The organism is Candidatus Omnitrophota bacterium (genome assembly GCA_030650275.1).
Lineage (GTDB): Bacteria > Omnitrophota > Gorgyraeia > Zapsychrales > Fredricksoniimonadaceae > JACPXN01.
Map to the genome: position 1 here is coordinate 95137 of JAUSEK010000011.1, position 23167 is coordinate 118303.

Annotated in this window: 21 protein-coding genes; all 21 read left to right on the plus strand. The window is 48.8% G+C overall.

The genetic code is table 11. The annotated features are described in order from the left end of the window. Nucleotides 1–11 precede the first annotated feature (11 nt). The 21 genes from Q7K71_03250 to Q7K71_03350 all read left to right on the plus strand — a co-directional run bounded on the left by Q7K71_03250 (nt 12) and on the right by Q7K71_03350 (nt 23165). Nucleotides 12–1037, plus strand: a complete 1026-nt coding sequence (locus Q7K71_03250) for an NAD-dependent epimerase/dehydratase family protein (GenBank protein ID MDO8675120.1) — start codon at nt 12–14, stop codon at nt 1035–1037. After that, nucleotides 1037–2140 carry a DegT/DnrJ/EryC1/StrS family aminotransferase gene (locus Q7K71_03255; protein ID MDO8675121.1) on the plus strand — a complete coding sequence of 368 codons (1104 nt, stop codon included), beginning with the start codon at nt 1037–1039 and terminating at the stop codon, nt 2138–2140. The genes Q7K71_03250 and Q7K71_03255 overlap by 1 nt, the downstream gene beginning before the upstream one ends. A gap of 8 nt (nt 2141–2148) precedes the next feature. Continuing rightward, nucleotides 2149–3297 carry a DegT/DnrJ/EryC1/StrS family aminotransferase gene (locus tag Q7K71_03260; protein MDO8675122.1) on the plus strand — a complete coding sequence of 383 codons (1149 nt, stop codon included), beginning with the start codon at nt 2149–2151 and terminating at the stop codon, nt 3295–3297. Continuing rightward, on the plus strand, nt 3275–3898 hold the full coding sequence (locus Q7K71_03265; GenBank protein MDO8675123.1) for a hypothetical protein: 624 nt from the start codon (nt 3275–3277) through the stop codon (nt 3896–3898). Before Q7K71_03260 ends, Q7K71_03265 begins: the two co-directional genes overlap by 23 nt. Then, a complete protein-coding gene (locus Q7K71_03270; GenBank protein MDO8675124.1) occupies nt 3870–4940 on the plus strand; it encodes a phosphotransferase in 1071 nt (356 codons plus the stop codon). The genes Q7K71_03265 and Q7K71_03270 overlap by 29 nt, the downstream gene beginning before the upstream one ends. A 2-nt stretch (nt 4941–4942) precedes the next feature. Continuing rightward, the gene (locus tag Q7K71_03275; protein MDO8675125.1) at nt 4943–5743 is read left to right on the plus strand and encodes a transketolase; all 801 of its coding nucleotides are present in this window, start codon (nt 4943–4945) and stop codon (nt 5741–5743) included. Beyond that, nucleotides 5743–6714 (plus strand): transketolase C-terminal domain-containing protein, encoded by a 972-nt coding sequence (locus tag Q7K71_03280; GenBank protein ID MDO8675126.1) that lies wholly within the window; start codon nt 5743–5745, stop codon nt 6712–6714. Before Q7K71_03275 ends, Q7K71_03280 begins: the two co-directional genes overlap by 1 nt. Nucleotides 6715–6722: 8 nt before the next feature. Further along, nucleotides 6723–7388, plus strand: a complete 666-nt coding sequence (locus Q7K71_03285; protein MDO8675127.1) for a class I SAM-dependent methyltransferase — start codon at nt 6723–6725, stop codon at nt 7386–7388. Nucleotides 7389–7413: 25 nt separating this feature from the next. Further along, nucleotides 7414–8499, plus strand: a complete 1086-nt coding sequence (locus Q7K71_03290; GenBank protein ID MDO8675128.1) for a zinc-binding dehydrogenase — start codon at nt 7414–7416, stop codon at nt 8497–8499. Nucleotides 8500–8517: 18 nt separating this feature from the next. Next, on the plus strand, nt 8518–9069 hold the full coding sequence (locus Q7K71_03295; protein MDO8675129.1) for a WbuC family cupin fold metalloprotein: 552 nt from the start codon (nt 8518–8520) through the stop codon (nt 9067–9069). Beyond that, complete coding sequence (locus Q7K71_03300; GenBank protein ID MDO8675130.1) at nt 9066–10316, plus strand: class I SAM-dependent methyltransferase; 1251 nt, start codon at nt 9066–9068, stop codon at nt 10314–10316. The genes Q7K71_03295 and Q7K71_03300 overlap by 4 nt, the downstream gene beginning before the upstream one ends. Next, a complete protein-coding gene (locus Q7K71_03305) occupies nt 10313–11101 on the plus strand; it encodes an SDR family oxidoreductase (GenBank protein MDO8675131.1) in 789 nt (262 codons plus the stop codon). The genes Q7K71_03300 and Q7K71_03305 overlap by 4 nt, the downstream gene beginning before the upstream one ends. A gap of 10 nt (nt 11102–11111) precedes the next feature. Beyond that, nucleotides 11112–12737: a carbamoyltransferase C-terminal domain-containing protein gene (locus tag Q7K71_03310; protein ID MDO8675132.1), complete on the plus strand. Its 1626-nt coding sequence runs from the start codon at nt 11112–11114 to the stop codon at nt 12735–12737. A 7-nt stretch (nt 12738–12744) separates the two neighbouring features. Next, the gene (locus Q7K71_03315) at nt 12745–13962 is read left to right on the plus strand and encodes a TIGR04372 family glycosyltransferase (GenBank protein ID MDO8675133.1); all 1218 of its coding nucleotides are present in this window, start codon (nt 12745–12747) and stop codon (nt 13960–13962) included. A gap of 77 nt (nt 13963–14039) precedes the next feature. Continuing rightward, on the plus strand, nt 14040–15776 hold the full coding sequence (locus tag Q7K71_03320; GenBank protein ID MDO8675134.1) for a radical SAM protein: 1737 nt from the start codon (nt 14040–14042) through the stop codon (nt 15774–15776). A gap of 214 nt (nt 15777–15990) precedes the next feature. Next, nucleotides 15991–17160 carry a methyltransferase domain-containing protein gene (locus Q7K71_03325; GenBank protein ID MDO8675135.1) on the plus strand — a complete coding sequence of 390 codons (1170 nt, stop codon included), beginning with the start codon at nt 15991–15993 and terminating at the stop codon, nt 17158–17160. Nucleotides 17161–17162: 2 nt separating this feature from the next. Continuing rightward, nucleotides 17163–18062: a sugar nucleotide-binding protein gene (locus Q7K71_03330; protein ID MDO8675136.1), complete on the plus strand. Its 900-nt coding sequence runs from the start codon at nt 17163–17165 to the stop codon at nt 18060–18062. Between the two features lie 44 nt (nt 18063–18106). After that, nucleotides 18107–19654: a TIGR04372 family glycosyltransferase gene (locus tag Q7K71_03335; GenBank protein ID MDO8675137.1), complete on the plus strand. Its 1548-nt coding sequence runs from the start codon at nt 18107–18109 to the stop codon at nt 19652–19654. Nucleotides 19655–19672: 18 nt separating this feature from the next. After that, complete coding sequence (locus tag Q7K71_03340) at nt 19673–21469, plus strand: ABC transporter ATP-binding protein (GenBank protein MDO8675138.1); 1797 nt, start codon at nt 19673–19675, stop codon at nt 21467–21469. Nucleotides 21470–21480: 11 nt separating this feature from the next. Next, nucleotides 21481–22257, plus strand: coding sequence for an aldolase/citrate lyase family protein (locus Q7K71_03345; protein MDO8675139.1), 777 nt, complete (start codon nt 21481–21483; stop codon nt 22255–22257). Further along, the gene (locus Q7K71_03350; protein ID MDO8675140.1) at nt 22254–23165 is read left to right on the plus strand and encodes a phosphoglycerate dehydrogenase; all 912 of its coding nucleotides are present in this window, start codon (nt 22254–22256) and stop codon (nt 23163–23165) included. The genes Q7K71_03345 and Q7K71_03350 overlap by 4 nt, the downstream gene beginning before the upstream one ends. Nucleotides 23166–23167: the final 2 nt, after the last annotated feature.

Genomic DNA, 23167 nt, shown 5'->3' on the forward strand with positions numbered 1-23167 from the left:
AAGGGTATTTTATGGGCAAAGTGAACACTGTTCTGGTGACCGGCGGGGCGGGATATGTCGGCGCGATCCTTATCCCGAAGTTATTGGAGAAAGGTTACCGGGTCAAAGTCCTGGATCTCTACACTTACGGAACGGATGTTTTCGACGGGATTAAGGATAAATCACGCTTAGAAGAGATCAAGGGCGACATTTGCGATACAGATTTGCTTAAGAAAAGTTTGGTTGGCGTTGAAGCCGTCATCCATTTGGCCTGTATTTCCAATGACCCGACCTTTGAATTGAATCCCGCGTTAAGCCGCAAGGTGAATTACGATGCCTTTGAACCCCTGGTGCGGACAGCCAAAGAAAGCGGGGTGCGCCGGTTTGTTTATGCTTCGACCTGCAGTGTTTACGGTGTCAGCGACGCCGAGAATGTTACCGAAGATCATCCGCTTTTGCCCGTCACTGATTACAACAAGTATAAAGGATTATGTGAGCCCATTCTCTGGAAATACCGATCGCCGGGATTTACGGCCACGACCATCCGGCCGGCCACGGTTTGCGGGTATTCTCCCCGGCAGAGGTTTGACCTGACCGTCAATATTTTGACCAATCACGCGTATAACAACAATCATATCATCGTTTTTGGCGGTCAGCAGGAGCGTCCGAATCTGCACATTGAAGACATGACGGACCTGTATTGTTTACTTTTGGAATTGCCGGATGAAAAGATCGCGGGCAAAACCTACAACGCCGGTTATCAGAACCGTTCGGTCGCTGATATCGCCGAGATCGTTCGCCGGGTCATGGCTGAGGAATTGCCGGAGCGCCCCCCGATCACTGTGGAAACGCGGCCGTCCGACGACATCCGTTCCTACCGTATTTCTTCGGAAAAGATCAAACGCGAATTGAATTTTGTCCCCAAGCACACCATTGAAGATGCCGTGCGGGATCTCATCAGGGCCTTTAAAGCCGGGAAGTTCCAGGACCCCTTGAATAATATCCGGTATTTCAATATTAAGACGCTCAAATCGACGGAGCCCCAATGCGCTGTTTGATGAATATCCCTTATGTGGATTTGGCCGAACAGCACGCTCCCCTCAAAGAGAAATTGCTGGAAGCGGTCAGCAGGGTCTTGGATCACGGGAAGTTTGTTTTAGGCGAAGAGGTGGCCGAATTTGAACGGCGTTTTGCAAAATTGTGTGGCGTGCAATATGCAGCGGCGCTCAATTCCGGGACAGATGCGCTTATTCTGGCTTTGCGGACGCTGGGGGTCACAGCCGGGGATGAGGTCATCACCGTTTCCAATTCTTTTGTGTCCTCGACGAGCTGTATTGTTTGCGCGGGAGCCAAGCCGGTTTTTGTGGATGTGGGAGAAGATTATCTGATGGATCCGGCTTTGATCGAAAAATCCATCACGCCGCGGACCAAAGCGATCTTACCGGTGCATTGGACCGGCCGCCCGGCGGACATGAAAGCGGTCATGGCCATCGCGAAGAAACATAACCTGCCCGTGATCGAGGATTGCGCGCAGGCCGTGAGCGCCGAACTCAACGGACAAAAGGTGGGCTCTTTTGGCGATGCCGGGTGTTTCAGTCTTCACCCTCTGAAAACCCTCAACGCCTGCGGTGATGGGGGTATTTTGACAACCAACGATCAAGAGACGTATGACAAGATCCTGGCCTTGCGTGATAACGGATTTTACCGGCGCCATGAATGCATTTACTGGAGCAATAATTCCCGGCTTGACACCATTCACGCGGCCATGCTTTTGGTGAAACTGGATCATCTGGAAGACTGGACAGAGGCCCGCCGCGCCAACGCGCATTTTTATCAAAAACATTTGGCCGGTTTATCGGCGGTTCAGGCGCCCATTGCAGAAGAAAATATGCGCGCGGTTTACCACACCTTTATCATCCAGGCGGACCGCCGGGATGAACTTCAGGCCTTTTTAGCGGATAAGGGAGTGGGGACCAAGGTGCATTACGCGGTGCCGATCCATCTTCAGCGGGCTGCCAAGGAGTTGAAATACAAAAAGGGCAGCTTGCCGGTGACCGAAGGGCAGGCCGAGCGGGTTTTAAGTCTGCCGGTTTCCCAGTCGCTTCAGCCGGACATGCTCGAGTATGTCGTTAACGCCGTTAAAGATTTTTATAAACGATAAGGATCATTATGAACGTACCGTATTCTTACTTGGATGAACAATTCGCGCAGATCGATGACTATCTGGAGGATGTCCGTAAGCTTGTTCAAAGTGGAGATTTTACCCTCGGCAAACCCGTGACGGAATTCGAAGAGCGATTTGCTGAATTATGCAACCTCCCGCACGCGATCGGTGTCGGTTCCGGAACGGATGCGCTCATTCTTTCTTTAAAGATCATTGGCGTTGGGCCGGGAGATGAGGTCATTACGACCCCTAATACCTTTATTTCGACGGTTGGCGCGATCGTCATGGTGGGCGCCAAGCCGGTCTTTGTCGATAATAACGATGAATACACGATCGACGTGGACAAGATCGAGCAGGCGATCACCCAAAAAACCAAAGCACTTTTGCCGGTTCATTTGACCGGATGTCCGGCGGACATGCCGCGGATCATGGCCATCGCCAAGAAACATAAGCTGTTGGTCGTCGAAGACGCGGCCCAGGCGATCCTGGCTAAGATCGACGGTAAACATGTGGGCTTCTGGGGAGAAACCGCCTGTTTTAGTTTGCATCCTTTGAAAAATTTGAATGTTTGGGGCGATGGCGGCGTGATCGTGACCCGTTGTGCAGAATTGGATCGAAAATTAAAACTTTTTCGCAACCACGGCATGACCACCCGTGATGAGATCGAGATGTTTGCGCACAATTCCCGTCTGGATTCACTTCAGGCGGTGATCGGCAATCGTTTGATCAACGAGGTTGAGGACATCACCCAAAAGCGCATTGCCAATGCCCGGCAGTATGACGAGGCGTTCAAGGACCTGAAAGAATCCATCACGGTCCCCAAGCGCCGGCCCAATGTTCAACAGGTTTATCACACTTATGTGCTGCGCGTCAAAGATCGCGATGTGCTTTTGGAGCATCTGATCAAGCGTGGCATTAAGGCCAAGGTCCATTATCCGATCCCGGTCCATTTGCAAAAAGCAGCCGCGTATCTTGGATATAAGAAAGGCGATTTCCCGGTGTGCGAAGCGGATGCCAAGAGGATCCTCAGCCTGCCGGTCCATCAGTATCTGAGCCCTGAGCAAATGGCCTATGTGATCGATGCTGTGCGGGACTTTTATCGCAAGGGCGCCCCGGGGAGCGCGAAAGAAGATGCATTTTATTCTCGGCGTTGATTTTGACAACACGCTGGTGAATTACGACGATGTTTTTTTGAAAACAGCCCGGCAGATGGGATTGATCGAGAACGGCGCCGTCCGGCATAAAAAGAATATACGGGATGCGGTCCGTCAGCTGCCCGATGGAGAAACCAAATGGCAGCAAGTCCAGGCGCACGTGTATGGTAAGGCGATGGATGAAGCTGTTCTGATCAGCGGTGTCGGAAGATTTTTAAAGGCCTGCCGGTCTGCCGGTCTGCCGGTGTACATTGTCAGCCATAAAACCCGATTTGCCGCGCAAGATACCGACAGGATCGATTTGCGGCAAGCAGCCTTGGATTGGATGAAGCAAAAAGGGTTTTTTGATTTCCAGGGCTTTGGATTCTCGACCGATCAGGTTTTTTTTGAATCGACGCGCCAGGATAAGGTTGGGCGGATCAAACAATTGAACTGCACGCATTTTATTGATGACCTGGAGGAAACATTTTTAGAAAAGTCGTTTCCTGAACAAACCGCCAGGATCCTTTATTCCTCACAGGGGGAAGGTCCTCGCGGGGATATGAAGGTCCTGCATGACTGGAAAGAGATCTATGACCACTTCTTTAGTAATGGAAGATAGCCGGACCATTGCGCAAGTCGAGGATCTGGCCGCGAAAATGCTCAAACGCGTTGGTGTACGCGCGAAGCGTTTGGATCGCGGGAGAAACAGCCAAGTTTTCGTTCTGGAATCCGGTGGAGAAACCCCAAGGCACGTCGTGAAATTTTATTTTCGTCATCCGGCCGACCCGCGGGACCGCCTGGAAACCGAGTTTACCAGCTTTTCGTTTTTATGGGGACAGGGCATCGCCAGCATCCCGCGTCCCGTTGCCGTCAATCGGGAAGGATCCTGCGCGATCTATGAATTGATCGAAGGCGATAAGATTTTACCGGCAGATATCACGACGGAAGACATCAAATACGCCGTGAATTTTCTGGCAGATCTAAAGAGGCTGAACAATACCGCGCGTTCTTCCCCTATCGCGCCTGCCTCCGACGCGTGTTTTTCGATCTCAGCGATTGTTGCGGGCATTGAAAGGCGATTGGACCGGCTGACAAAGATCAGGCCCAAAGGGCAGGAGTATGAGGAGTTGGGGTCTTTTTTACGGGAAGATTTCAAACCGTTTCTGGGCATTTTAACCCAGTGGGCCAAAGAACAATGTTCCAGGAAACGCATTTTTTTTGATTCTGAAGTTTCTTGGGAAGAAAGGACTTTAAGTCCGTCGGATTTCGGGTTTCACAATGCCATTCGCGCGCGGGATCAACGCATTGTTTTTCTGGATTTTGAATATTTCGGCTGGGATGATCCCTCGAAGATGGTCGTTGATTTTTTATTGCATCCCGCAATGAGTTTGAGTGAATCGATGAAAAAATGTTTTGCGCGGGGAATGCTTGATGTTTTTAAGGAAAATGAAAGGTTGATCGACAGGATCAGGGTGGTTTATCCGTTACATGGCTTAAAATGGTGCGCGATACTGCTCAATGAATTTATTCCAAACGATTTTTCCCGCCGGTCTTTTGCCGCGGGGAATCCATTGGACCCAAGCCAGGTGCGAAGACAACAATTGTTAAAGGCCAAGGGCCTGTACCGAACGATCAAAGAAACCTACCAACAGAACATATGAAACTGGACCAACGATCGAAATATTTACGCTGTAGGATCATTGAAACGCTCAACGCCACCCGCCGCGGGCACGTCGGCGCGGCGTTGTCTTTAGTGGAAATTTTAAGAGCGCTTTATGACGATGTGCTCCGTTATGATGTCAAAAATCCCAAATGGGAAGAGCGCGACCGCTGTATTTTAAGCAAAGGCCATGGATGCCTGGCTTTGTATGTGGTTCTGCAGGACAAAGGATTTTTTCCGGAAGAAGAACTGTGGAGGTTTTGCGAGGCCGACGGGCTTTTGGGCGGGCATCCTGAGGTCAAAGTGCCCGGAGTGGAGGCCTCGACCGGAAGCCTGGGGCACGGATTACCGATCGGGATCGGTTTTGCTTTGAACGCCAGGCACGAGAAGGCCAGTCATCGCATTTTTGTGATCCTGGGTGACGGCGAATGCAATGAAGGATCGGTCTGGGAAGCGGCCCTTTGCGCCGGCAAACATAAATTGAGCAATTTAACGGTCATTGTTGATTACAACCAATATCAATCTTACGGCCCGATGCGCGAGGTCCAGAATTTGGAACCATTTGCCAAGAAGTGGGAGGCGTTTGGTTTTGCTGTCAAGGAAGTGAATGGTCATGATGTTGCGGCGTTACGCGATGCGTTTTCCGCTTTGCCGCCCGACAACGAAAAGCCGACGGCGATCATCTGCCACACGCTCAAGGGCAAGGGCATGAAATGCACGGAAGGCAATTTGAAATGGCATCACAAAAGCGGGATCAAGGACGAAGAGATCCGCCAGCTTTTAGACGAAGCGGAGGCATACTGATGCGTAAGATGTGTCTGGATGTGGTCCATGAGCTTGCGCGCCGGGACAAGCGCGTTTTTTTTATTGGATCAGATCTCGGGATCGGCACCCTGCAGAAATTCAAAGAGGAAATGCCGGAGCGTTTTTTTATGGAAGGTATCAGCGAAGCCAACCTGATCGGCATGGCCGCGGGGCTGGCCATGGAAGGGAAAATCCCCTACGTCAATACGATCGCGACCTTCATCACCCGACGGTGTTTCGAGCAAGTCGTCGTTGACCTGGGGTTACATAATCTGAATGTGCGCTTGCTGGGAAATGGCGGCGGGCTGGTGTATGCGCCCTTAGGCCCTACTCATGAGGCCATTGAAGATATCGCGATCATGCGCGCGATCCCGAACATGACGGTGATCGCGCCCGCGGATGCCAATGAAATGCGCCGGGCCATGCTGCAATCTCTCGATCACAAAGGCCCGATGTATATCCGGATCGCCAAGGGCGGAGATCCCATTGTGACCACCGACAATATTCCTTTTAAGATCGGCAAGGCTTTGGTCATGCGTCACGGCCTGGACGCCCTCATCATCACAACCGGGATCACGTTAAATAACGGATTGGAAGCCGCCGGCCGCCTGGAACAGGAAGGGATAAAAGCCAGTGTTGTGCATGTGCCGACCATTAAGCCGCTCGATCACGAGGCCATTTTGCGTCATGCCAAAGAGGTTCCGGTGATCGTGACCATCGAGGAACACAGCATTCTGGGCGGACTGGGCGGGGCGGTAGCTGAAATTGTGAGCGAAGCGAACTTCCCGACCCCCAAAAAGTTTAAGCGTTTGGGCATCCCGGATGTGTTCGCTGAGCAGTACGGTTCACAAGCGGGCTTGATGAAAGGCTTCGGTATCACCACAGACAATATCGTAGTCACCATAAGGAATTTATCAAAGACAAAAGCACCATCGGGAAAGCTAATTGAACCGCAACTCATAAAGGAGTAGAACCAGACATGGGAACATTCGTTGAGATCTTCACACCGCTGCATAAAAAAACCGCGAGAAAATACATCGATCGCATGGTGGATGATAAGGTCCATTGCATGATCAAAGCCAAAGAATATGAGGCGGATTATTGGGACGGCAATCGCCGCTACGGTTATGGCGGCTACAAATATGATGGACGATGGAAGCCCGTCGCCGAAAGCCTTATTCAGCATTACAATCTTAAAAGCAATGTCAAAATTTTGGATGTCGGCTGCGGCAAGGCCCATCTTCTGTACGAATTAAAACAACTTTTGCCCAATGCCGAACTGCATGGGTTTGATGTTTCCCGGCATGGCATCGCCGATGCCCCGGAGCCGATCCGTAAATCCCTGACCCTCCGCAAGGCACAGGATGTTCCTTATCCCTGGCCGGATCAATATTTTGATCTGGTCATTGCTTTAGGAAGCCTCCATAACCTGCGCGTGCCCGAGTTGGCGGTGGCGGTCCCCGAGATCGAGCGCGTCGGTAAAAATAAATTCATCATGGTGGAAAGTTACCGCAATGAACAGGAGTTGTTCAATATGGAGTGCTGGGCGCTGACAGCCGAGGCCTTTTTTGACAACAAGGCCTGGATATGGCTGCTTGAACATTTTGGGTACACCGGAGATTACGAATTTATTTATTTTGAATAAACCATTTTTAGGAATAGAGAAAATTATGGAACAAGCACAAATGACATTAGAAAACACAAGCCTTCCTGTTAAAACGATGAAGGCCGCGATCTTAACCGAGTTGAACAAGCCCTTGGTTGTTGCCCAAATAGAGCTTCCTAAAACGCTCGCTTTTGGACAGGTCCTGGTCCGTGTCCATTACAGCGGGATCTGTGGAGCACAGTTTAATGAAATTCAAGGGGCCAAAGGCCCGGATAAATTTTTGCCGCATCTTTTGGGACATGAAGGTTCGGCGACCGTCCTGGCCGTTGGAGAGGGCGTTGTGCGCGTTAAACCCGACGACCACGTCGTCATGCATTGGCGTCAAAGTGACGGGATCCAATCCCCGACGCCGACTTATCATTGGAACGGACAAAAGGTCAATTCCGGCTGGGTGACGACCTTTAATGATCATGCCGTTGTTTCAGAGAACAGGCTGACGGTCATACCGAATGATTTTGACATGAAGATCGCCCCTTTGTTTGGCTGTGCCGTCACAACAGCCATGGGGGTCATTAACAATGATGCCCATGTTAAGATCGGTCAATCGGTCGTCGTTTTTGGAGTTGGAGGGGTTGGTTTAAATATTATCCAATCCGCGCAAATGGTTTCAGCTAATCCCATCATCGCCGTTGACCTTTTTGATAAGAAATTAGACATGGCCAAACGTTTCGGGGCCACCCATGGGTTCAATTCAAAGGACAATAAAGATCATCTGGCCCAGATCCGAAAGATCGTTGGTGAAAAGGGGGCGGATGTCGTTATTGATACGACGGGCAGCGCGCGGGTGATCGAAACAGCGTATGAACTGACCCATCCGGACGGCAAAACGATCCTGGTCGGCGTTCCGCGCAAAGGGGACAATATTTCCATCTATTCTTTGCCGCTGCATTTTAAGAAAGTTTTAAAAGGATCGCATGGCGGAAGCGCACAGCCCAATCTGGAGATCCCGCGTTATATCGATCTCATGAAAAAGGGCAAGATGACGCTCGAGGGCATCATCACGCATGAGTTTAAGTTGGAACAGATCAACGAAGCGCTGAATACCATCCGAAGAGGCGAAACCGGACGCGTTGTCATTGCGATGGATTAAAGGGAAAAAGATGATCTTATGAATACCCCCGTCAATATAAGGATAGAAGGCGAAGGGATTTTTTTTGCAAAAGGCCCCATTGTGAGCATCGGGGACAGTGAGATCAATTTTCTCAAAGAAGCAGCGTTACGCAACAGCCGCAAAAGCGCCAGATTGTGTATGCATAAAGACATCGCGGATGATGTTCATGAGATGTTCATTTTACATTCAAAAGAGACCTATGTTCGGCCTCACAAGCATCCAGGCAAAGACCTGTCCTATCATATTATTGAGGGCATTGCCGACATGGTTTTGTTTGACGAGCAAGGGGAAATCACCGATGTCATTCCCATGGGCGAATATGGGACCGGGCGCAAATTTTATTATCGCCTTAATGAGGCGGCTTACTATGCTCCATTTGTGCGTTCGGATCTTTTATTATTCCATGAGACCATCAAGGGTCCATTTCAGCGCTCCGGCACCATTTATGCCCCATGGGCCGCTGAGGGAGATGACCCGGCTGAGGTCGATCAATTTCAGCAGGGATTAGCATCAAGGATCAGCAAATTCAGAAAGCCAGGCATGTCATGAAGAACACGACACAGGCCGTCTACAGAAGAACGGATTGCCGGCTCTGCGGGAAAACCAGCCCGGAGACCGTTTTGTCCCTTGAGCCGATACCCATTGCCGGTGATTATGTTTCCCGGCAAGAGTTGGACATGGCCCAGGACAGATACACCATGGATCTTGCCTTATGCCGTCACTGTGGGAACGTATTCTTGCTGGACGTCGTCGACCCGGAGATTTTATACAAAAATTTTAAATACACCTCATCAAGCTCTCCGGATTTAGGCGGGCATTTTAGAGGATACGCCGAGTATGTCTTGAAGAATTTTCCCATGCCCCAAGGGGCTTTTATTGTTGATGTCGGCAGCAATGACGGCCTGTTCCTTAGAGAATTTCAAAAGAGGGGATTGCGGGTCTTGGGCGTCGATCCGGCGAGGGACATTGCCAGAAAAGCGACGGAATCGGGGATCGAGACCCTGGGCGCGTATTACGATATTGAACTTGCCCGGCAGACCAGGAATGAACGCGCAGCGGCCAATATCATTACCGCCAACATGGTCATGGCCAACGTCGACAATATGGCCATTTTTATTCAGAGTATCCGTGAATTATTGGCCGATGACGGCATTTTTATATTTGAAACGGGTTATCTGCTCAAGTTGGTTGAAAATATGGTTTTTGATAATATTTATCATGAACATTTGTCTTATTTTTCAGTTAAAGCGCTGGATCTGTTTTTCAAAAATAATGGGATGGAATTGCTGGACATCAATGTTGTGGCCACTAAGGGCGGGTCCTTGCGCGGCGTGGTGCAGCTGCAGGGCGGGCCCCGCAAAAGGCTGGCCTCCGTGGATAAAATGATACGGTTGGAAAAAGAGTTCGGCTTGGACCGCCCAGAAATCTTTTCAAACCTGAAAAGGCGGATCGACGCCGAGAAAGAGAAATTGTTGACCCTGATCGGGGACCTAAAGAGGAACAATAAGAAAATCGCGGGGTATGGGGCGTCCCATAGCGTGACGACATTCCTTTATTATTTCGGCCTCGGAGATCAATTGGAATGTTTATTTGATGACAATGCGGCGAAATTCAACACGTTCAGCCCGGGCCACCATATTCCCATCCTGTCATCCGAGGAAATTGATCAGCGAAAGTCCGATCATATTATTATCTTGGCCTGGCGTTTTCATGAAATGATCGTCAACAAACACCGCTTGTACTTGGAAAAAGGAGGGCATTTTATTGTGCCCTTGCCTCAAATGAGAGTTATATGAAGAAAGAACATGTGCTTGTCATCGGCGGGAGCAAGGGCATAGGCCGGACGGTCGTGCAAACGATGGCCCAAAGGGGTTATCTGGTGTCTGTGATCAGCAGAAAACAGCCACAAGAAAAGACCGAAAAAGTCCATTATTGGGACGCGGACATAACGAAGCCCGGCCGTTTCCTAAAAGTTTTCAATGAGATCATCCGCCGGCAGGGCCAATTGAATCATCTTGTTTTTTGTCAGCAGTTTAGGGGCGTCGGCGATGATTGGGCCGGGCAGATCGAGACGAGTTTGACCGCGGTCAAGCACGTGATCGAATCAGCCGTCGATCATTTTGAGAATGTCAAAGGAAGAAACACGATCATTGTGGTCACCTCCATCGCCGGCCGCCTGATCGCGGCCGAGCAGCCCGTGGGATACCACGTGGCCAAAGCGGGCCTGGAGCAAATGACGCGTTACTATGCCCTGGCCCTGGGAGCTAAAGGGATCAGGGTCAATGCCATTGCGCCCAACATGGTCCTTAAGGAAGAAAACAAAGATTTTTATCTTAGAAACAAAAAAATTTACGACCTTTATAGAAAAATATCGCCGTTGGGAAGAATGGTGGCTTCTGATGACGTGGCCCACACGGTAGCGTTTTTCTGTAGTTCCCAGTCGGCCGGAATCACCGGGCAAATTCTGGTCATTGATGGGGGCGTCTCATTGCAAGAACACGCGGCCCTGGCGCGCGCGTTGATGTCTTTGGACGGCACACAGATCACACAAAAGAACCGTCAACAAAAGAAATTTTCTTAGGAGATCGATCATGAATGTTTTGGGGATCCACTGTGCGTTCTCTCATTTGAACCATGATCCAAGCGCGGCCTTGATCTGCGATGGGAAGTTAATAGCCTTGGGTGAAGAAGAGCGCTTTACAAGGATCAAAGGGGCCAGAGGATTACTCCCTTTTTTCAGCATCCGGTTCTGCCTGAAACAGGCCGGATTAAAGATGGAAGATATTGATCTGGTTGTTTCGACCGGAGAAACGATCAAGGAACAATTGGACAATAATGTGAAGTTGTTTTTCAAGCATTATTTCGGAGTGGTCCCGCCCATTCAATACATTAACCATCAGTTCTCTCACCTGGCTTCCGCCTTTTTTTATTCTGGATTCGATCGGTCCATGTGCATCTCTTATGACGGCCGGGGAGATGATTTGAGCGGAATGCTTGCGGTGGGTTCTTCCAAGGGGATCAAAGTATTGGAAAAGATGCCGATCAAGGATTCCGTGGGGCTTTTTTATTGCGCCGTAACTCAATTTTTGGGGTTTCGGCAAGCCCAAGATGAATACAAGGTGATGGGGCTGGCTTCCTTTGGAAAAGAAGGGGAAGATATCAGTTCTCTCGTGAGAATTTCCGATGATGGTTATTCTGTCCGTCAGGAGAATTTTGGCCACCCGTTCCCGATCAGAACTTTGGACGAGCCGATCTATAATGAAAACCTTATTCGCGCGCTGGGAACCCCCCGCCGTTTCGGTGAGCCCATCACGGACAGGCATAGAAATCTTGCTTTTGCCGTTCAAAGATCCTTGGAAGAATGCGTCGTGCGCCTTGTTAAACGGCTGCATGCCAAGACAGGATTGGATTCCTTATGCATTGCCGGCGGAGTTGGATTGAATTGCTCGGCTAACCGGATCATTCATCAATTGCCGTTTATCAAGCGGTTATTCGTGCAGCCGGCCGCTTCGGACAGGGGGTTATGTTTAGGCAATGCCTTGGTAGGCGCTTATGAAAATGGCGAGAAGATAGAATTGCCGGGACATGTGTTTTTTGGCCCTAGCTATACCAATGGGCAATTGTTAAGCGCCCTTAAGTTAACGGGGCAGGACTATATTGAGCTTCCGGACCCGGGGACAAAGGCCGCGGAAATGTTGGCTGAAGGTAAGATCATCGGATGGTTTCAGGGCCGGTCTGAATTTGGTCCGCGGGCGTTGGGTAACCGTTCTATTTTGGCTGATCCCCGCTCGATCAAGATGAAAGATGAGATCAATGCCCGAATTAAGTTTCGCGAAGAGTTTCGTCCTTTCGCGCCGGCGGTGCTGGAGGAGCGGGCTTCGGAGGTCTTCGAGATGGATCAACCATCCCCCTACATGACGGTTACTTTTACGGTGCGCCCCCACTGGGTAGAGAAGCTGCAGGCCGTCACCCATGTCGACAAGACGGCCAGGGTACAGACGGTGAGTAAGGAAACGAACCCGTTATTCCACGGTTTGATCGCGGCTTTTGGCCGCTTGACCGGAGTTCCCGTGGTATTAAATACCAGCTTTAACGCCCGGGGAGAGCCCATTGTGGAGACTCCATTGGATGCCCTGGCGACTTTTTCATCCGTCGGGATGGATGCTCTTTTTCTGGGGCCATACCTGATCACGAAGCCAAAACCACCCAGGCGGTAGAAAAAAAATGAAAGATATCGGTCAGGGGCCAATAAGGAAGTTATATCAGTGTCTTTTGGTCCCTCCGGCTGTCCTGATCGCCATAGGTATACGGATATTGCGGCCATTGATCGTTGTGCGATGGGGAAGGATCGACATCGCAAGGATAGGCGGAATATACCGGGCGGATTGGTACCTGTCTTTGTATCATGGCCGCATGTGCAGGGATAAATACTTTGATATTTTTTACTTCGATTGGTCCGGGGTCGTCGGCAACAGCCAATGGTGGGCGATGTGGAAGCGAGTTTTGCGTATTTTTCCATTCGGAGGATTGGCAAAACTCGTCGGGAGGATATCATGCATATTGCCAGGGGATAAGCTTTACATTGTTCCGGTGATGGATGCCACTCCATCAACGATCAGCGAGCATCAAGATATTCTTAAGCGCATCCTTGAACATAAAGAACCTAATGTTGCTTTTACTCCGCAAGAAGAGCATTTTGGCCATCAAGAGATTCGGGGGTTAGGCATACCAGAAAAGGCCCCCTTTGTCTGTTTTCATGCCCGCGACGCGGCATATCTGGACGCCGTATATCCTGATAGAAGTTGGGGTTATCACGATTATAGAGATTCCAATATTTTTAATTATCTTCCTGCGGTCGAAGGACTTGCCCGGCGAGGTTACCATGCGGTTAGAATGGGCAGCACGGTGAAGGACAGGTTGCCCGCGTCGAACGCGGCCATTATCGATTACGCCGCCAATGGAAGCCGAACAGATTTTTTGGATGTTTATTTAGGAGCTAAGTGTCATTCTTTTTTATGCTCCGATACCGGGATGTCTATTATCCCGGAGGCCTTTAAGCGTCCTGTTGTTTACGTGAATTGGGTCCCGATCCAGCGGATATCGATCTGGGTTTCAAACGGGATATTCATCTTCAAAAAATTCTACTCTGTGAGCAAAAAGCGTTGCTTAACGTTTAGTGAAATAATTCAGTCCGGCCTGGGGAACTGTTGGGATGGCAGAGATTTTGAAAAGAATGAAATAGAATTAAGAGAGAATAGCCCGGAAGAGATCATGGCGCCGGTCTTTGAAATGGAGGATCGTCTTAAGGGCAAGTGGAAGGCTGGGCCTGAAGACGAAGAGCTGCAGAGGCGTTTTTGGGCATGTTTAGGGTGGGATAATCTAAATCCTAACGTAAGGATCGGGGCCGAATTTTTGCGTCAAAATCAGGATCTCTTGAACTGATTTTATTACTTGCCTTACTCGGAAATATGCAATAAACTATAATTTGGTAATCCTTTAATCCTCTCAGGGAGGTCGGTATGAAGATTTTAGTTGTCGTCCCCAAGTATGAACCAGATATTGAAAAAACAGGAGCGCCGTATTTCTTACCATTAGGGCTCATGTATGTTTCATCCTATTTGAAACAAAAGGGTTTTGATGTCCAGAATTTGAATCTTAACCATTATACAGATAATAAATTGCGGACGGTCCTTCAAGAGCAACCGTTCGACGCGATTTGTACGGGAGGTTTGTTTACGGAAATCAAACCTATTATGACCGTGATCCAGACAACGCGTGATGTGCGGCCCCATGCAAAAATAATTCTGGGAGGCGCTTTGGCCAGCGGGGACCCTGAATTTGCTTTGGAAAAAGTTGGCCCGGATTTTTTGGTATTAGGAGAGGGAGAGGCAACGTTGGCGCATCTTCTGGGTACCCTTAGAGATGGTTTGGATTTAAAAGAGGTTAAGGGGATCGCCTATTTGAAAGATGGCACTATGTTCAAAACGTGCGGCCGGGAACTGATCTCGGATCTGGATAGTCACCCCTGGCCTGATTATGAAGGTTTTGAATACAGGCATCACCTTGATCATCATTATGAAAAGGATTCATGTTTTGAAACGGTGATGGATCCTGCAAAACGGCGTATCGCCAACATCATTACGAGTAGAAATTGTGTGGCCAAATGCACTTTTTGCTATCGGTTGATGACGGGCGGCCATCGGGTTCGCACCATTGAGAACGTTATGAAAGAAGTCAAGTTTTTGATGGATGAATACGGTGTTAATGAAATCAATTTGATCGACGAGATGTTTGCCAATGACAAACAACGTATTTACGATTTTTGTGAAGGGATCAAACCGCTCAATGTCCGTTGGCAATGCCAGTTGAGATGCGGCGTTATTGATGAAAATGTGTTAGCGGCAATGAAAGACGCCGGTTGTCGTTATATCAGTTATGGATTTGAAAGCGCCAGTAAAGAGGTTTTAAAAAGTATGAAAAAAGGGCTTCACCCGACACAAATTGACAATGTTATCCGTTGGACATTAAAAGCAGGCATCACGATCCAAGGGAATTACATATTCGGGGACCCGGCCGAGACTTTAGGGACGATGGAAGAGACCCTTCGTTTCAGGCGGAGATTCCCGGCGCTTAATTTGGGGATGTTTATGATCATCCCCTATCCCGGGACAGTCCTTTACCACGATTTAAAGGCAAAGGGAAGGTTTGAAAACCTGTATGATTTTTACATTAACCCAAGTTCGGTGTTTCAGGGCAGACCCTTGAATATGACTAAATTGTCCGAAGACGATTTTGATTATATGTGTAAGAAGGTTTGGCATGAGGGAATTGTCTCGGTTGCTTATACAAAGATCCTCGGATCCAAACATCTTGATAAAATGACTTCATTGGTCAGTTATAAATGTCCCCATTGCTTAGAAATGCATAAAGACATACCGATAACATTTTCTGGCAATGATGCGGAAACCCGTTTCTGTAAAAAATGTCTTCAGAGAGTGCATATAAAGAAATCATCCGTGTATTTTGATCTATATGCCAAACTTCGCGAGTTTTATCACTACGCCATAGTCACCCCGGTCCTTATTCATCCAAAAGTTTATAAGACATGTAATCCTTTAATCAATCTTTTTAAAGGAACCGGAAAGATCGGGAAATTGATCAAACTATGCTTAAAGACAAGCAGACCTAAGGTGGTCCCTAAATTTCAAACTACGGCTTTAGAATTGCAAGGAGAGCTGGTGGCGTCTAAGGCATGATCCTGATGTGATTCCTTTTGGCGCCAAACGGACTTGACCCCACCCCACCAATTAAAGCCATTTGCATGTAGAGTTTCCTAATAAGGGTAAACTAACCCAACAAGGAGGCTTTGCATGGCAACGCTACACCCCCGAAAACAGATCATTGAAGTCTTAAAAGAGGCCGAAACCGGGGCCAAAACTGCGGAGATTTTCCGCAAACACGGCGTTTCATATGAATACTCAATCTGAGAAACCTTACGTTGATTTTTATAAGAAATACAAAATTTCGCCTGTTGCGCAGGATATTTCTGATGTAAGGAAACATTTTGAAAGAAGAGAGTTTTTATACAGACGTTTGGGTATTGTGGGTTCGTTCATTAAGGATCGATCGATCATAGAATTTGGGCCAGGCAGCGGTCACAACGCCCTTTATACATATAGCTTACAGCCTTCGCAATACGTCCTTGTTGACGGAAATCCGAAAGGTTTAAAAGATTGTGAGGACCTTTTCGGGAAGTATTTTCCGGACCAGAAATACCATGAACTGGTGGCGAGCTTAATTGAAGAATATAAAAATGACCAATTATTTGATCTGGTATTATGCGAAGGATTATTGGCGGGCCAAAAAGATCCACAGCAAAGTTTAAGGTCCGTTGCCAAGTTCACCAAACCCGGGGGAGTTTGCATCATTACGACCCATGATTGTGTCGGCTTTCTCACAGACCTGCTGCGCGGTTTGATCGGCGGGATCGTTATGAAAGAAGAGATGTCTTTTGAGGAAAAGGCCGGGATATTATCGGCGACTTTTGAAGGACACTTTGCCCATTTGAAGGGAATGAGCCGGTCATCCAAAGATTGGGTGGTGGACAGCATTATGAATAAAGCACTTTGGGGGAATAAAGAAACGGACATGCTCTCCATAGAACGTGCGATCAGGACGCTGGACGCCTCATTTGATGTGTACGGGGTATCTCCCTATTTTTTTGTTGACTGGCGCTGGTATAAAGATGTTTATGGGGAAAAAAGGGATCTTAATAAAGTGGCCATCGATTGTTATCGCAAGAACCTGCACAATTTACTGGATTGCCGCGACCAGTGGGGGCCGCGGCCTGCCGAAGAGAACACGGATCTTTTAAATGTCTGTCTGGAAATACGGCGTTTGATCGCATGTTTTGCCCATGAAAAAAACAGATCGCATATTGAGGGCATTTCTCAAAATGTCCATGCGCTGGAGGCGATGGTCAGGAGGTTTTCCAAGGTCACGGCGGACGCCTTGTCTGATTTTAATTCCGCGCTCAAAAAGTATCCTTCCATAACCCCGAAAACCGATTGGAAAAGTTTTTCTTCCTGGTGGGGGAGAGGATCGCAATATTTGAGTTTTATCCGTAATAAAAACGAATAGATATGGTCCCCAAAACAGCCATCATCGGAGCATCAGGATTTATCGGAAAGGCCCTTTTATCTCTCCATCGCGAGACGCATCCGGACTGTGTCGGAACGGCTTTGAACCGATTGAAGGGAGATTTGAAACATCTGGACCTGCTTTCCTGCGACATTGCTTCCTTAAAACTTGCTGAGTCCGGGCATCAGGATGCGATCATTACGGCAGGGATAGCACGGATCCATGTCCCCCAGAAAGAAAAAGAATATACAAAAAAAGTCACCCAAGGGACGTTAAAGATCATTCAACAGCTTGTGGATGAAGGGATCAAGCCCATATACATTTCCAGTGAATGTGTTTTTGATGGACGCACGGGAAACTACGACGATGACGCGCCGGTGAACCCGATCAACGGATATGGACAACAGAAGGCGGAAATAGAACAAGGCATCCGGGAAATTTCTAAAGGCAGGTATCTGATCGCCCGGTTCAGCAAGGTTTTTACCATTGAAAAGAAAGATGGATCTATTTTTGATGAAATGGCGGCCGCGTTGACATCAGGCGGCACAATACGCGCGGCATACGATCAAATTTTTTCACCGACGCTTTTGTCTGATGCCATCAACGCCCTGAAAATATTACAAACGAAGAACGCGACAGGGATTTTTAACATCAGCACGACCGAAGTGTGGTCACGGTATGATCTAGCTTTAATAATGGCCGATCATTTAGGGGTCGGCCATGAAAAAGTTGAGAAAATATCCCTGGATGATCTTAAGGAGGTCATCAATAATGAAGTTTTTAATCGTCCCAAGAATACGAGTATGAATGTCATGAAATTGATCAGGGAAACAAAGAGCACGTTTACGCCGATCTCCCAATGCATGGAGATCATAGCGAAAAATTGGACAACCCCATGTTGATCTCTTTCCTTCGGCGTCAGATGCTCCACATGAAAGAGGGGGGCATGCGCGTTTTTGGTCAAAAGGTAAGAAATTTATTTAAGTTCTTATATATGAGCCTCTTGGCCCCGGCGGCTGTTTGCCTAAAAATTGATTGGCCTGAGGCCTATTATTTTGTTTTGCTTCGTATGTATAAGCAACATAAAGACATTTGTTTAAATCCTGCCTGTGACAGCAATTTAAGCAAGCGTATTAAATTAAAAAGAAAGATCGTTTATTGTATTAAAAAATACATCGCGCATGAACCGAGTTTGACTGATCTTTCCGTTTTTATATCAGCGAGCACCCTCCTGATCAATTTTTGTTATACCGGTCAAGAATTCGTAAGATCCATGGGTATTTTACGGAATACTGAAAAAATGAGACGCCGGATATTGAAAGATCACCAATTGGATGAGCTTGGTTTTGAATTTATTCCCAGGGCTTTTGCCACAGGGAGCATCGGCGCCTGGGAGATCCTCGGGGTCCATATAAAAATGGGGATCCTTGGATTGAAGACCCCTAAAAAATTGGTGTTATTGCTTGATCCTGAAAGTCGTGTTAATAATCCCTGTTATTTAAAATACTGGCGCCAGTATATCACTGTTATCTCTGATCCATTATTGATTCAGGCGCTTTCTCCTTTGGAAAAATGCATGACCGTTCCGATCAATTATTATATGTCGTTCCAAGGAAGGGTCATGTTGAGCCCGCAAGCCCTTGGATTCGTGCGAAAACAATGGAATGAAGAAAAGCGTCCGGCTCTTCTCAAGCTTTCCGATGATGATTTTGTGAAAGGATGGAAGCGCTTAAGCTCTTTAGGCGTCCCGAACCACGCATGGTTTGTCTGTCTTCATGTGAGAGAATCAGGATGGAATGACAATAGCCACGCGGGGAACTTTCGCAATGCGGATATTAAGACCTATGTGCCGGCCATAAAGGCCATTGTTGATGCCGGGGGGTGGGTGGTCCGTATGGGAGACCTCGGAATGACCCCATTGCCGCCGATGGACCATGTGATCGATTATGCCCATAGTGATGCGAAAAGCGATTGGATGGACATTTTCTTGTGTTCGCAATGCCGTTTCCTTGTAGGAACATCTTCGGGAGTGCATACAATATCTTTAGTTTTCGGCGTACCTGTTGTCATGACAAACTGTTTGCCGGCCGCGGCGATGTACCAGTTCACTGTGAATGACCTGTTTATCCCAAGGCTTTGTCTGTCTAAAGATGACGATCATTATCTAAGTTTCCGTGAATTGATGTGTCCTCCTGTCAGCATGGGTGCCGAGCAGTATGTTTATGACAGGCTTAATCTTAAAGTCATGGAAAATACACCGGAAGAGATCAAGGATATCGTGATGGAAATGTTGATGAGGGAAAGCGGCACTATTCAATATAGTCAAGAAGATGGATCTCTGCAGGAGCAGTTCAGGTCTTTGTCAGCCCGTTGCGGTGCATTATACGGAGATGACGATATTGTTGTCCATGCCAGGATGGGGCGGGATTTTTTGCGAAAATATGCCGGGCTTTTACCCGTTGGTATGATGGAAGAATGCCGGAATAAAGGATAAGATATTCAAGAGGGATCGATGAAAAATTTAAGGAAGATCTGGTTTTTATTGACGCTGGATAACCCCAGGAAGCTGTATATCACGGTGATCGCGATCGTCGTCATGTCATTATTCGATATGATGGGGGTTGCGTCCATATTCCCGTTTTTGAGCGTCATGTCAGACCCCGAGATCATTCACAAGAGCCATAAGATCGCATGGGCATACGATCGGTTCGGGTTTACAAGTATAAACTCCTTCCTCATCGCCTTGGGCACGGCCTCTTTTGTCATCCTGATCGTCAGCAATGTCCTGCGCGCGGTCACCATGAAGTCCCTGATCCGGTTCACCTGGATGAAGCATCAAAGCATTGCCAAACGATTATTGGCCCAATACCTGTATGAGCCGTATGCTTTTTTTCTCAATCGCAACAGCTCTGAACTGACCGCTTATCTGATGTCGGAGGTGGCCCGTGTCGTCACCGGAACGCTGATCCCCTGCATGCAGATATTCGCGAGGTTTTTGCTGATCATCTTTATCCTTGGGCTTTTGTTCCTGGTGAACCCCCTGGTGGTCTTGCTGGTCCTGGGGGTGATCGGAGGGGGTTATGCCGCGATCTATTTGTTCTTCCGCAACCGCATCGCCCGTACCGGAGAGGATTTTCAAAAACACAGCAAGATCATGTATAAGACCCTCAACGAGGCCTTTGGAGGGATCAAGGACGTTAAGCTCATGGGCAAGGAACATATCTTTATTGAGCAATATGCCACCCAAGCCAAACAGATCATCCATTGCTATTGTTCACAATTTTTGATCGCCCAGCTGCCCCGTTATGCCTTTGAGGCGGCCGCGTTCGGCGGGATCCTGATCATCATGATGTACATGGTCATCGTCACAAAAGATTATCAGCAGATCGTTCCGCTGGTCGGCTTGTATGCGCTGGCGGCTTATCGGCTGATGCCCGCTTTACAGCAGATCTTTCAGGACATCACCTCCGTGCGCTTTAGCCGTTCAGCCCTGAATGTGGTTTATAACGATTTTACGCAATGCGCGTATAAGGACCGCGAGCCGATCACCCCCGGAACAGAGCGGCCCTTGCCGTTCTCCAAAAGCATTGAATTTCGCAAGCTGACGTTCCAATATTTTAAAGCGTCCAAGCCCGTTATTGAGGATTTTGATCTCCTGATCAATGCCAATACGACGATCGGGCTGGTCGGCAGTACCGGGGCCGGCAAAACGACGATCATTGATATTCTGCTTGGCCTCCTGGTCCCCCAGAAAGGGGACATTCTCGTCGATGGCGAAAAAGTGGATGAGAAAAATATCCGCGGCTGGCAGAAAAATCTGGGCTATGTTCCCCAGCACATTTATCTGTGCGACGACACGGTCACGCGCAATATCGCCTTTGGCGTGCCGGACCATGAGATCGATGCGCAGGCGGTCCGGCGCGCGGCCTTGCTTGCCAATATCCATGATTTTGTTGAAAAGGAATTGCCTGATGGATATGAAACGGAAGTGGGCGAACGCGGGATCCGTTTGAGCGGCGGACAAAGGCAGCGCATCGGGATCGCCCGGGCCCTGTATCACAACCCTCCGGTCATCGTGTTTGATGAGGCAACGAGCGCCCTGGACGGCATCACGGAAGAGGTCATTTTGGAGGCGATCCATCATCTGGCGCATAGGAAGACCATCGTGATCATCGCGCACCGGCTGGGCACGGTGAAGGAATGCGATTGTATTTACCTTCTGGAACAGGGCCGGATCGTGAACCAGGGCACTTACCAGGAACTGCTGGCGAATGACCAGCGGTTCCGCAAGATGGCCAAGGTGGCCTGAAAAAGGGGACTATGAAAAAAAACATATTAAAAACGAAATTGGCCAAACATCAACAAACTCTTGGGTGTTGGGTCACGCTGGCGCATCCCTTGATCCCTGATATCCTGGCGCCGGCAGGTTTTGACTGGCTTGCGGTGGACATGGAGCATAGTTCCATCGGCCTGGGAGAGCTTTTGCCCCTTATCATTTCCATTGAACATAGCGGGATGGTGCCCTTGGTGCGTGTAGGAGAGAACGATCCTAATCTTATTAAGCGTGTCATGGATGCGGGGGCTTACGGCGTGATCGTCCCTAATGTGAATACGGCCCGTGAAGCACAGGCGGCGGTGAACGCGGTGAAATATCCTCCGCAGGGGACTCGCGGAGTAGGGCTTTATCGGGCCCAAGGGTATGGCCGGCAATTTGAGGCCTATAAGAAGTGGGTGGCCCAAGAGAGCGTGGTCATTATCCAAATTGAACATATTGATGCGGTCAATCATATTGAGGCCATTTTTTCTGTTGGGGGCATTGATGCGTTTCTCGTCGGTCCCTATGATCTTTCCGGGTCCATGGGCATGCCCGGGGCATTGACCCATCCTAAGGTTGAGGCCGCGATCAAAAAGGTTTTGGCGGCGGCGAAGAAATATAAGATCCCTGCCGGGTACCATTCCGTTTCAGCGGACCCAAAGATGGTCCTTAAACGCGCGAAGCAGGGATTTAAGTTTTTGGGTTTCAGCCTGGACTCCATATTTCTTGGCACGGCGGCGGCCGATGCCATGGCTGTCGTCAAGAAAGGCATGAGAAAGTGAAGATCACCATCAACACTTCTTCTTTCGCGCAGGGTGATATTCAGCCGCTGGAAAGATTGCGCGCCAAGGGCATTGTGCCTGTTATGAATCCGCATAAGAAAACGATGACCGCCAAGCAGGTCATTGAGTTTTGCGCGGATGCCGATGGGATGATCGCGGGGACAGAGCCGTTGACCACGGAAGTTCTGGCGCAATTACCATTGTTGAAGGTCATTTCCCGTTGCGGGACAGGGCTGGATCATATTGATCTGAAGGCGGCCCAGGCCCGGGGGATTAAGATTTTTAATACTCCTACAGCTGTGATACAGCCGGTTGCGGAACTGGCTGTAGGCCTGATGCTTTCTCTTTTGCGTCAGACCAATGCCATGGACCGCAACCTTCATGCCGGTATGTGGGACAAGAAGATGGGGCATCTGCTGAATGGTAAGACGGTGGGGATCGTGGGGTTCGGGCGTATCGGGCAGAAGATCGCGGAGCTTCTGTTACCATTCGGCGTAGAAATTCTTTATACAGATCTCCGGGAAATAAAAATTTCTTTGAAGAGCATGCGGGTCAATTTAGATGAGCTTCTGAAACGTTCGGACATTGTCAGCCTGCATCTTTCCATGGAAGAGGGGAGATCTGTCATGAACGCGCCTCAGTTTTCTCTAATGAAAAAAGGCGCGTGGTTCTTGAATCTTTCCCGCGGAGAGGCCGTTGATGAGAACGCGCTTTATACTGTTTTAGAAAATGGGCATTTGGCAGGCGCGGCCCTGGATGTTTTTGGTCAAGAGCCCTATCAAGGGCCTCTTCAAACATTGGACAATGTTATTTTAACCCCGCATATCGGTTCCTATGCGCAGGAGGCGCGCGTTCTCATGGAGCAAGAGGCGGTTGAGAATCTTTTAAAAGGGCTGAATATCATTTGAGG

Bases quoted from the DNA above. Each gene is read 5' to 3' on its own strand.
- Q7K71_03250 (MDO8675120.1), top strand. From the start codon at position 12: ATGGGCAAAGTGAACACTGTTCTGGTGACCGGCGGGGCGGGATATGTC.
- Q7K71_03255 (MDO8675121.1), top strand. From the start codon at position 1,037: ATGAATATCCCTTATGTGGATTTGGCCGAACAGCACGCTCCCCTCAAA.
- Q7K71_03260 (MDO8675122.1), top strand. From the start codon at position 2,149: ATGAACGTACCGTATTCTTACTTGGATGAACAATTCGCGCAGATCGAT.
- Q7K71_03265 (MDO8675123.1), top strand. From the start codon at position 3,275: ATGCATTTTATTCTCGGCGTTGATTTTGACAACACGCTGGTGAATTAC.
- Q7K71_03270 (MDO8675124.1), top strand. From the start codon at position 3,870: ATGACCACTTCTTTAGTAATGGAAGATAGCCGGACCATTGCGCAAGTC.
- Q7K71_03280 (MDO8675126.1), top strand. From the start codon at position 5,743: ATGCGTAAGATGTGTCTGGATGTGGTCCATGAGCTTGCGCGCCGGGAC.
- Q7K71_03285 (MDO8675127.1), top strand. From the start codon at position 6,723: ATGGGAACATTCGTTGAGATCTTCACACCGCTGCATAAAAAAACCGCG.
- Q7K71_03290 (MDO8675128.1), top strand. From the start codon at position 7,414: ATGGAACAAGCACAAATGACATTAGAAAACACAAGCCTTCCTGTTAAA.
- Q7K71_03295 (MDO8675129.1), top strand. From the start codon at position 8,518: ATGAATACCCCCGTCAATATAAGGATAGAAGGCGAAGGGATTTTTTTT.
- Q7K71_03300 (MDO8675130.1), top strand. From the start codon at position 9,066: ATGAAGAACACGACACAGGCCGTCTACAGAAGAACGGATTGCCGGCTC.
- Q7K71_03305 (MDO8675131.1), top strand. From the start codon at position 10,313: ATGAAGAAAGAACATGTGCTTGTCATCGGCGGGAGCAAGGGCATAGGC.
- Q7K71_03310 (MDO8675132.1), top strand. From the start codon at position 11,112: ATGAATGTTTTGGGGATCCACTGTGCGTTCTCTCATTTGAACCATGAT.
- Q7K71_03315 (MDO8675133.1), top strand. From the start codon at position 12,745: ATGAAAGATATCGGTCAGGGGCCAATAAGGAAGTTATATCAGTGTCTT.
- Q7K71_03320 (MDO8675134.1), top strand. From the start codon at position 14,040: ATGAAGATTTTAGTTGTCGTCCCCAAGTATGAACCAGATATTGAAAAA.
- Q7K71_03325 (MDO8675135.1), top strand. From the start codon at position 15,991: ATGAATACTCAATCTGAGAAACCTTACGTTGATTTTTATAAGAAATAC.
- Q7K71_03330 (MDO8675136.1), top strand. From the start codon at position 17,163: ATGGTCCCCAAAACAGCCATCATCGGAGCATCAGGATTTATCGGAAAG.
- Q7K71_03335 (MDO8675137.1), top strand. From the start codon at position 18,107: ATGCGCGTTTTTGGTCAAAAGGTAAGAAATTTATTTAAGTTCTTATAT.
- Q7K71_03340 (MDO8675138.1), top strand. From the start codon at position 19,673: ATGAAAAATTTAAGGAAGATCTGGTTTTTATTGACGCTGGATAACCCC.
- Q7K71_03345 (MDO8675139.1), top strand. From the start codon at position 21,481: ATGAAAAAAAACATATTAAAAACGAAATTGGCCAAACATCAACAAACT.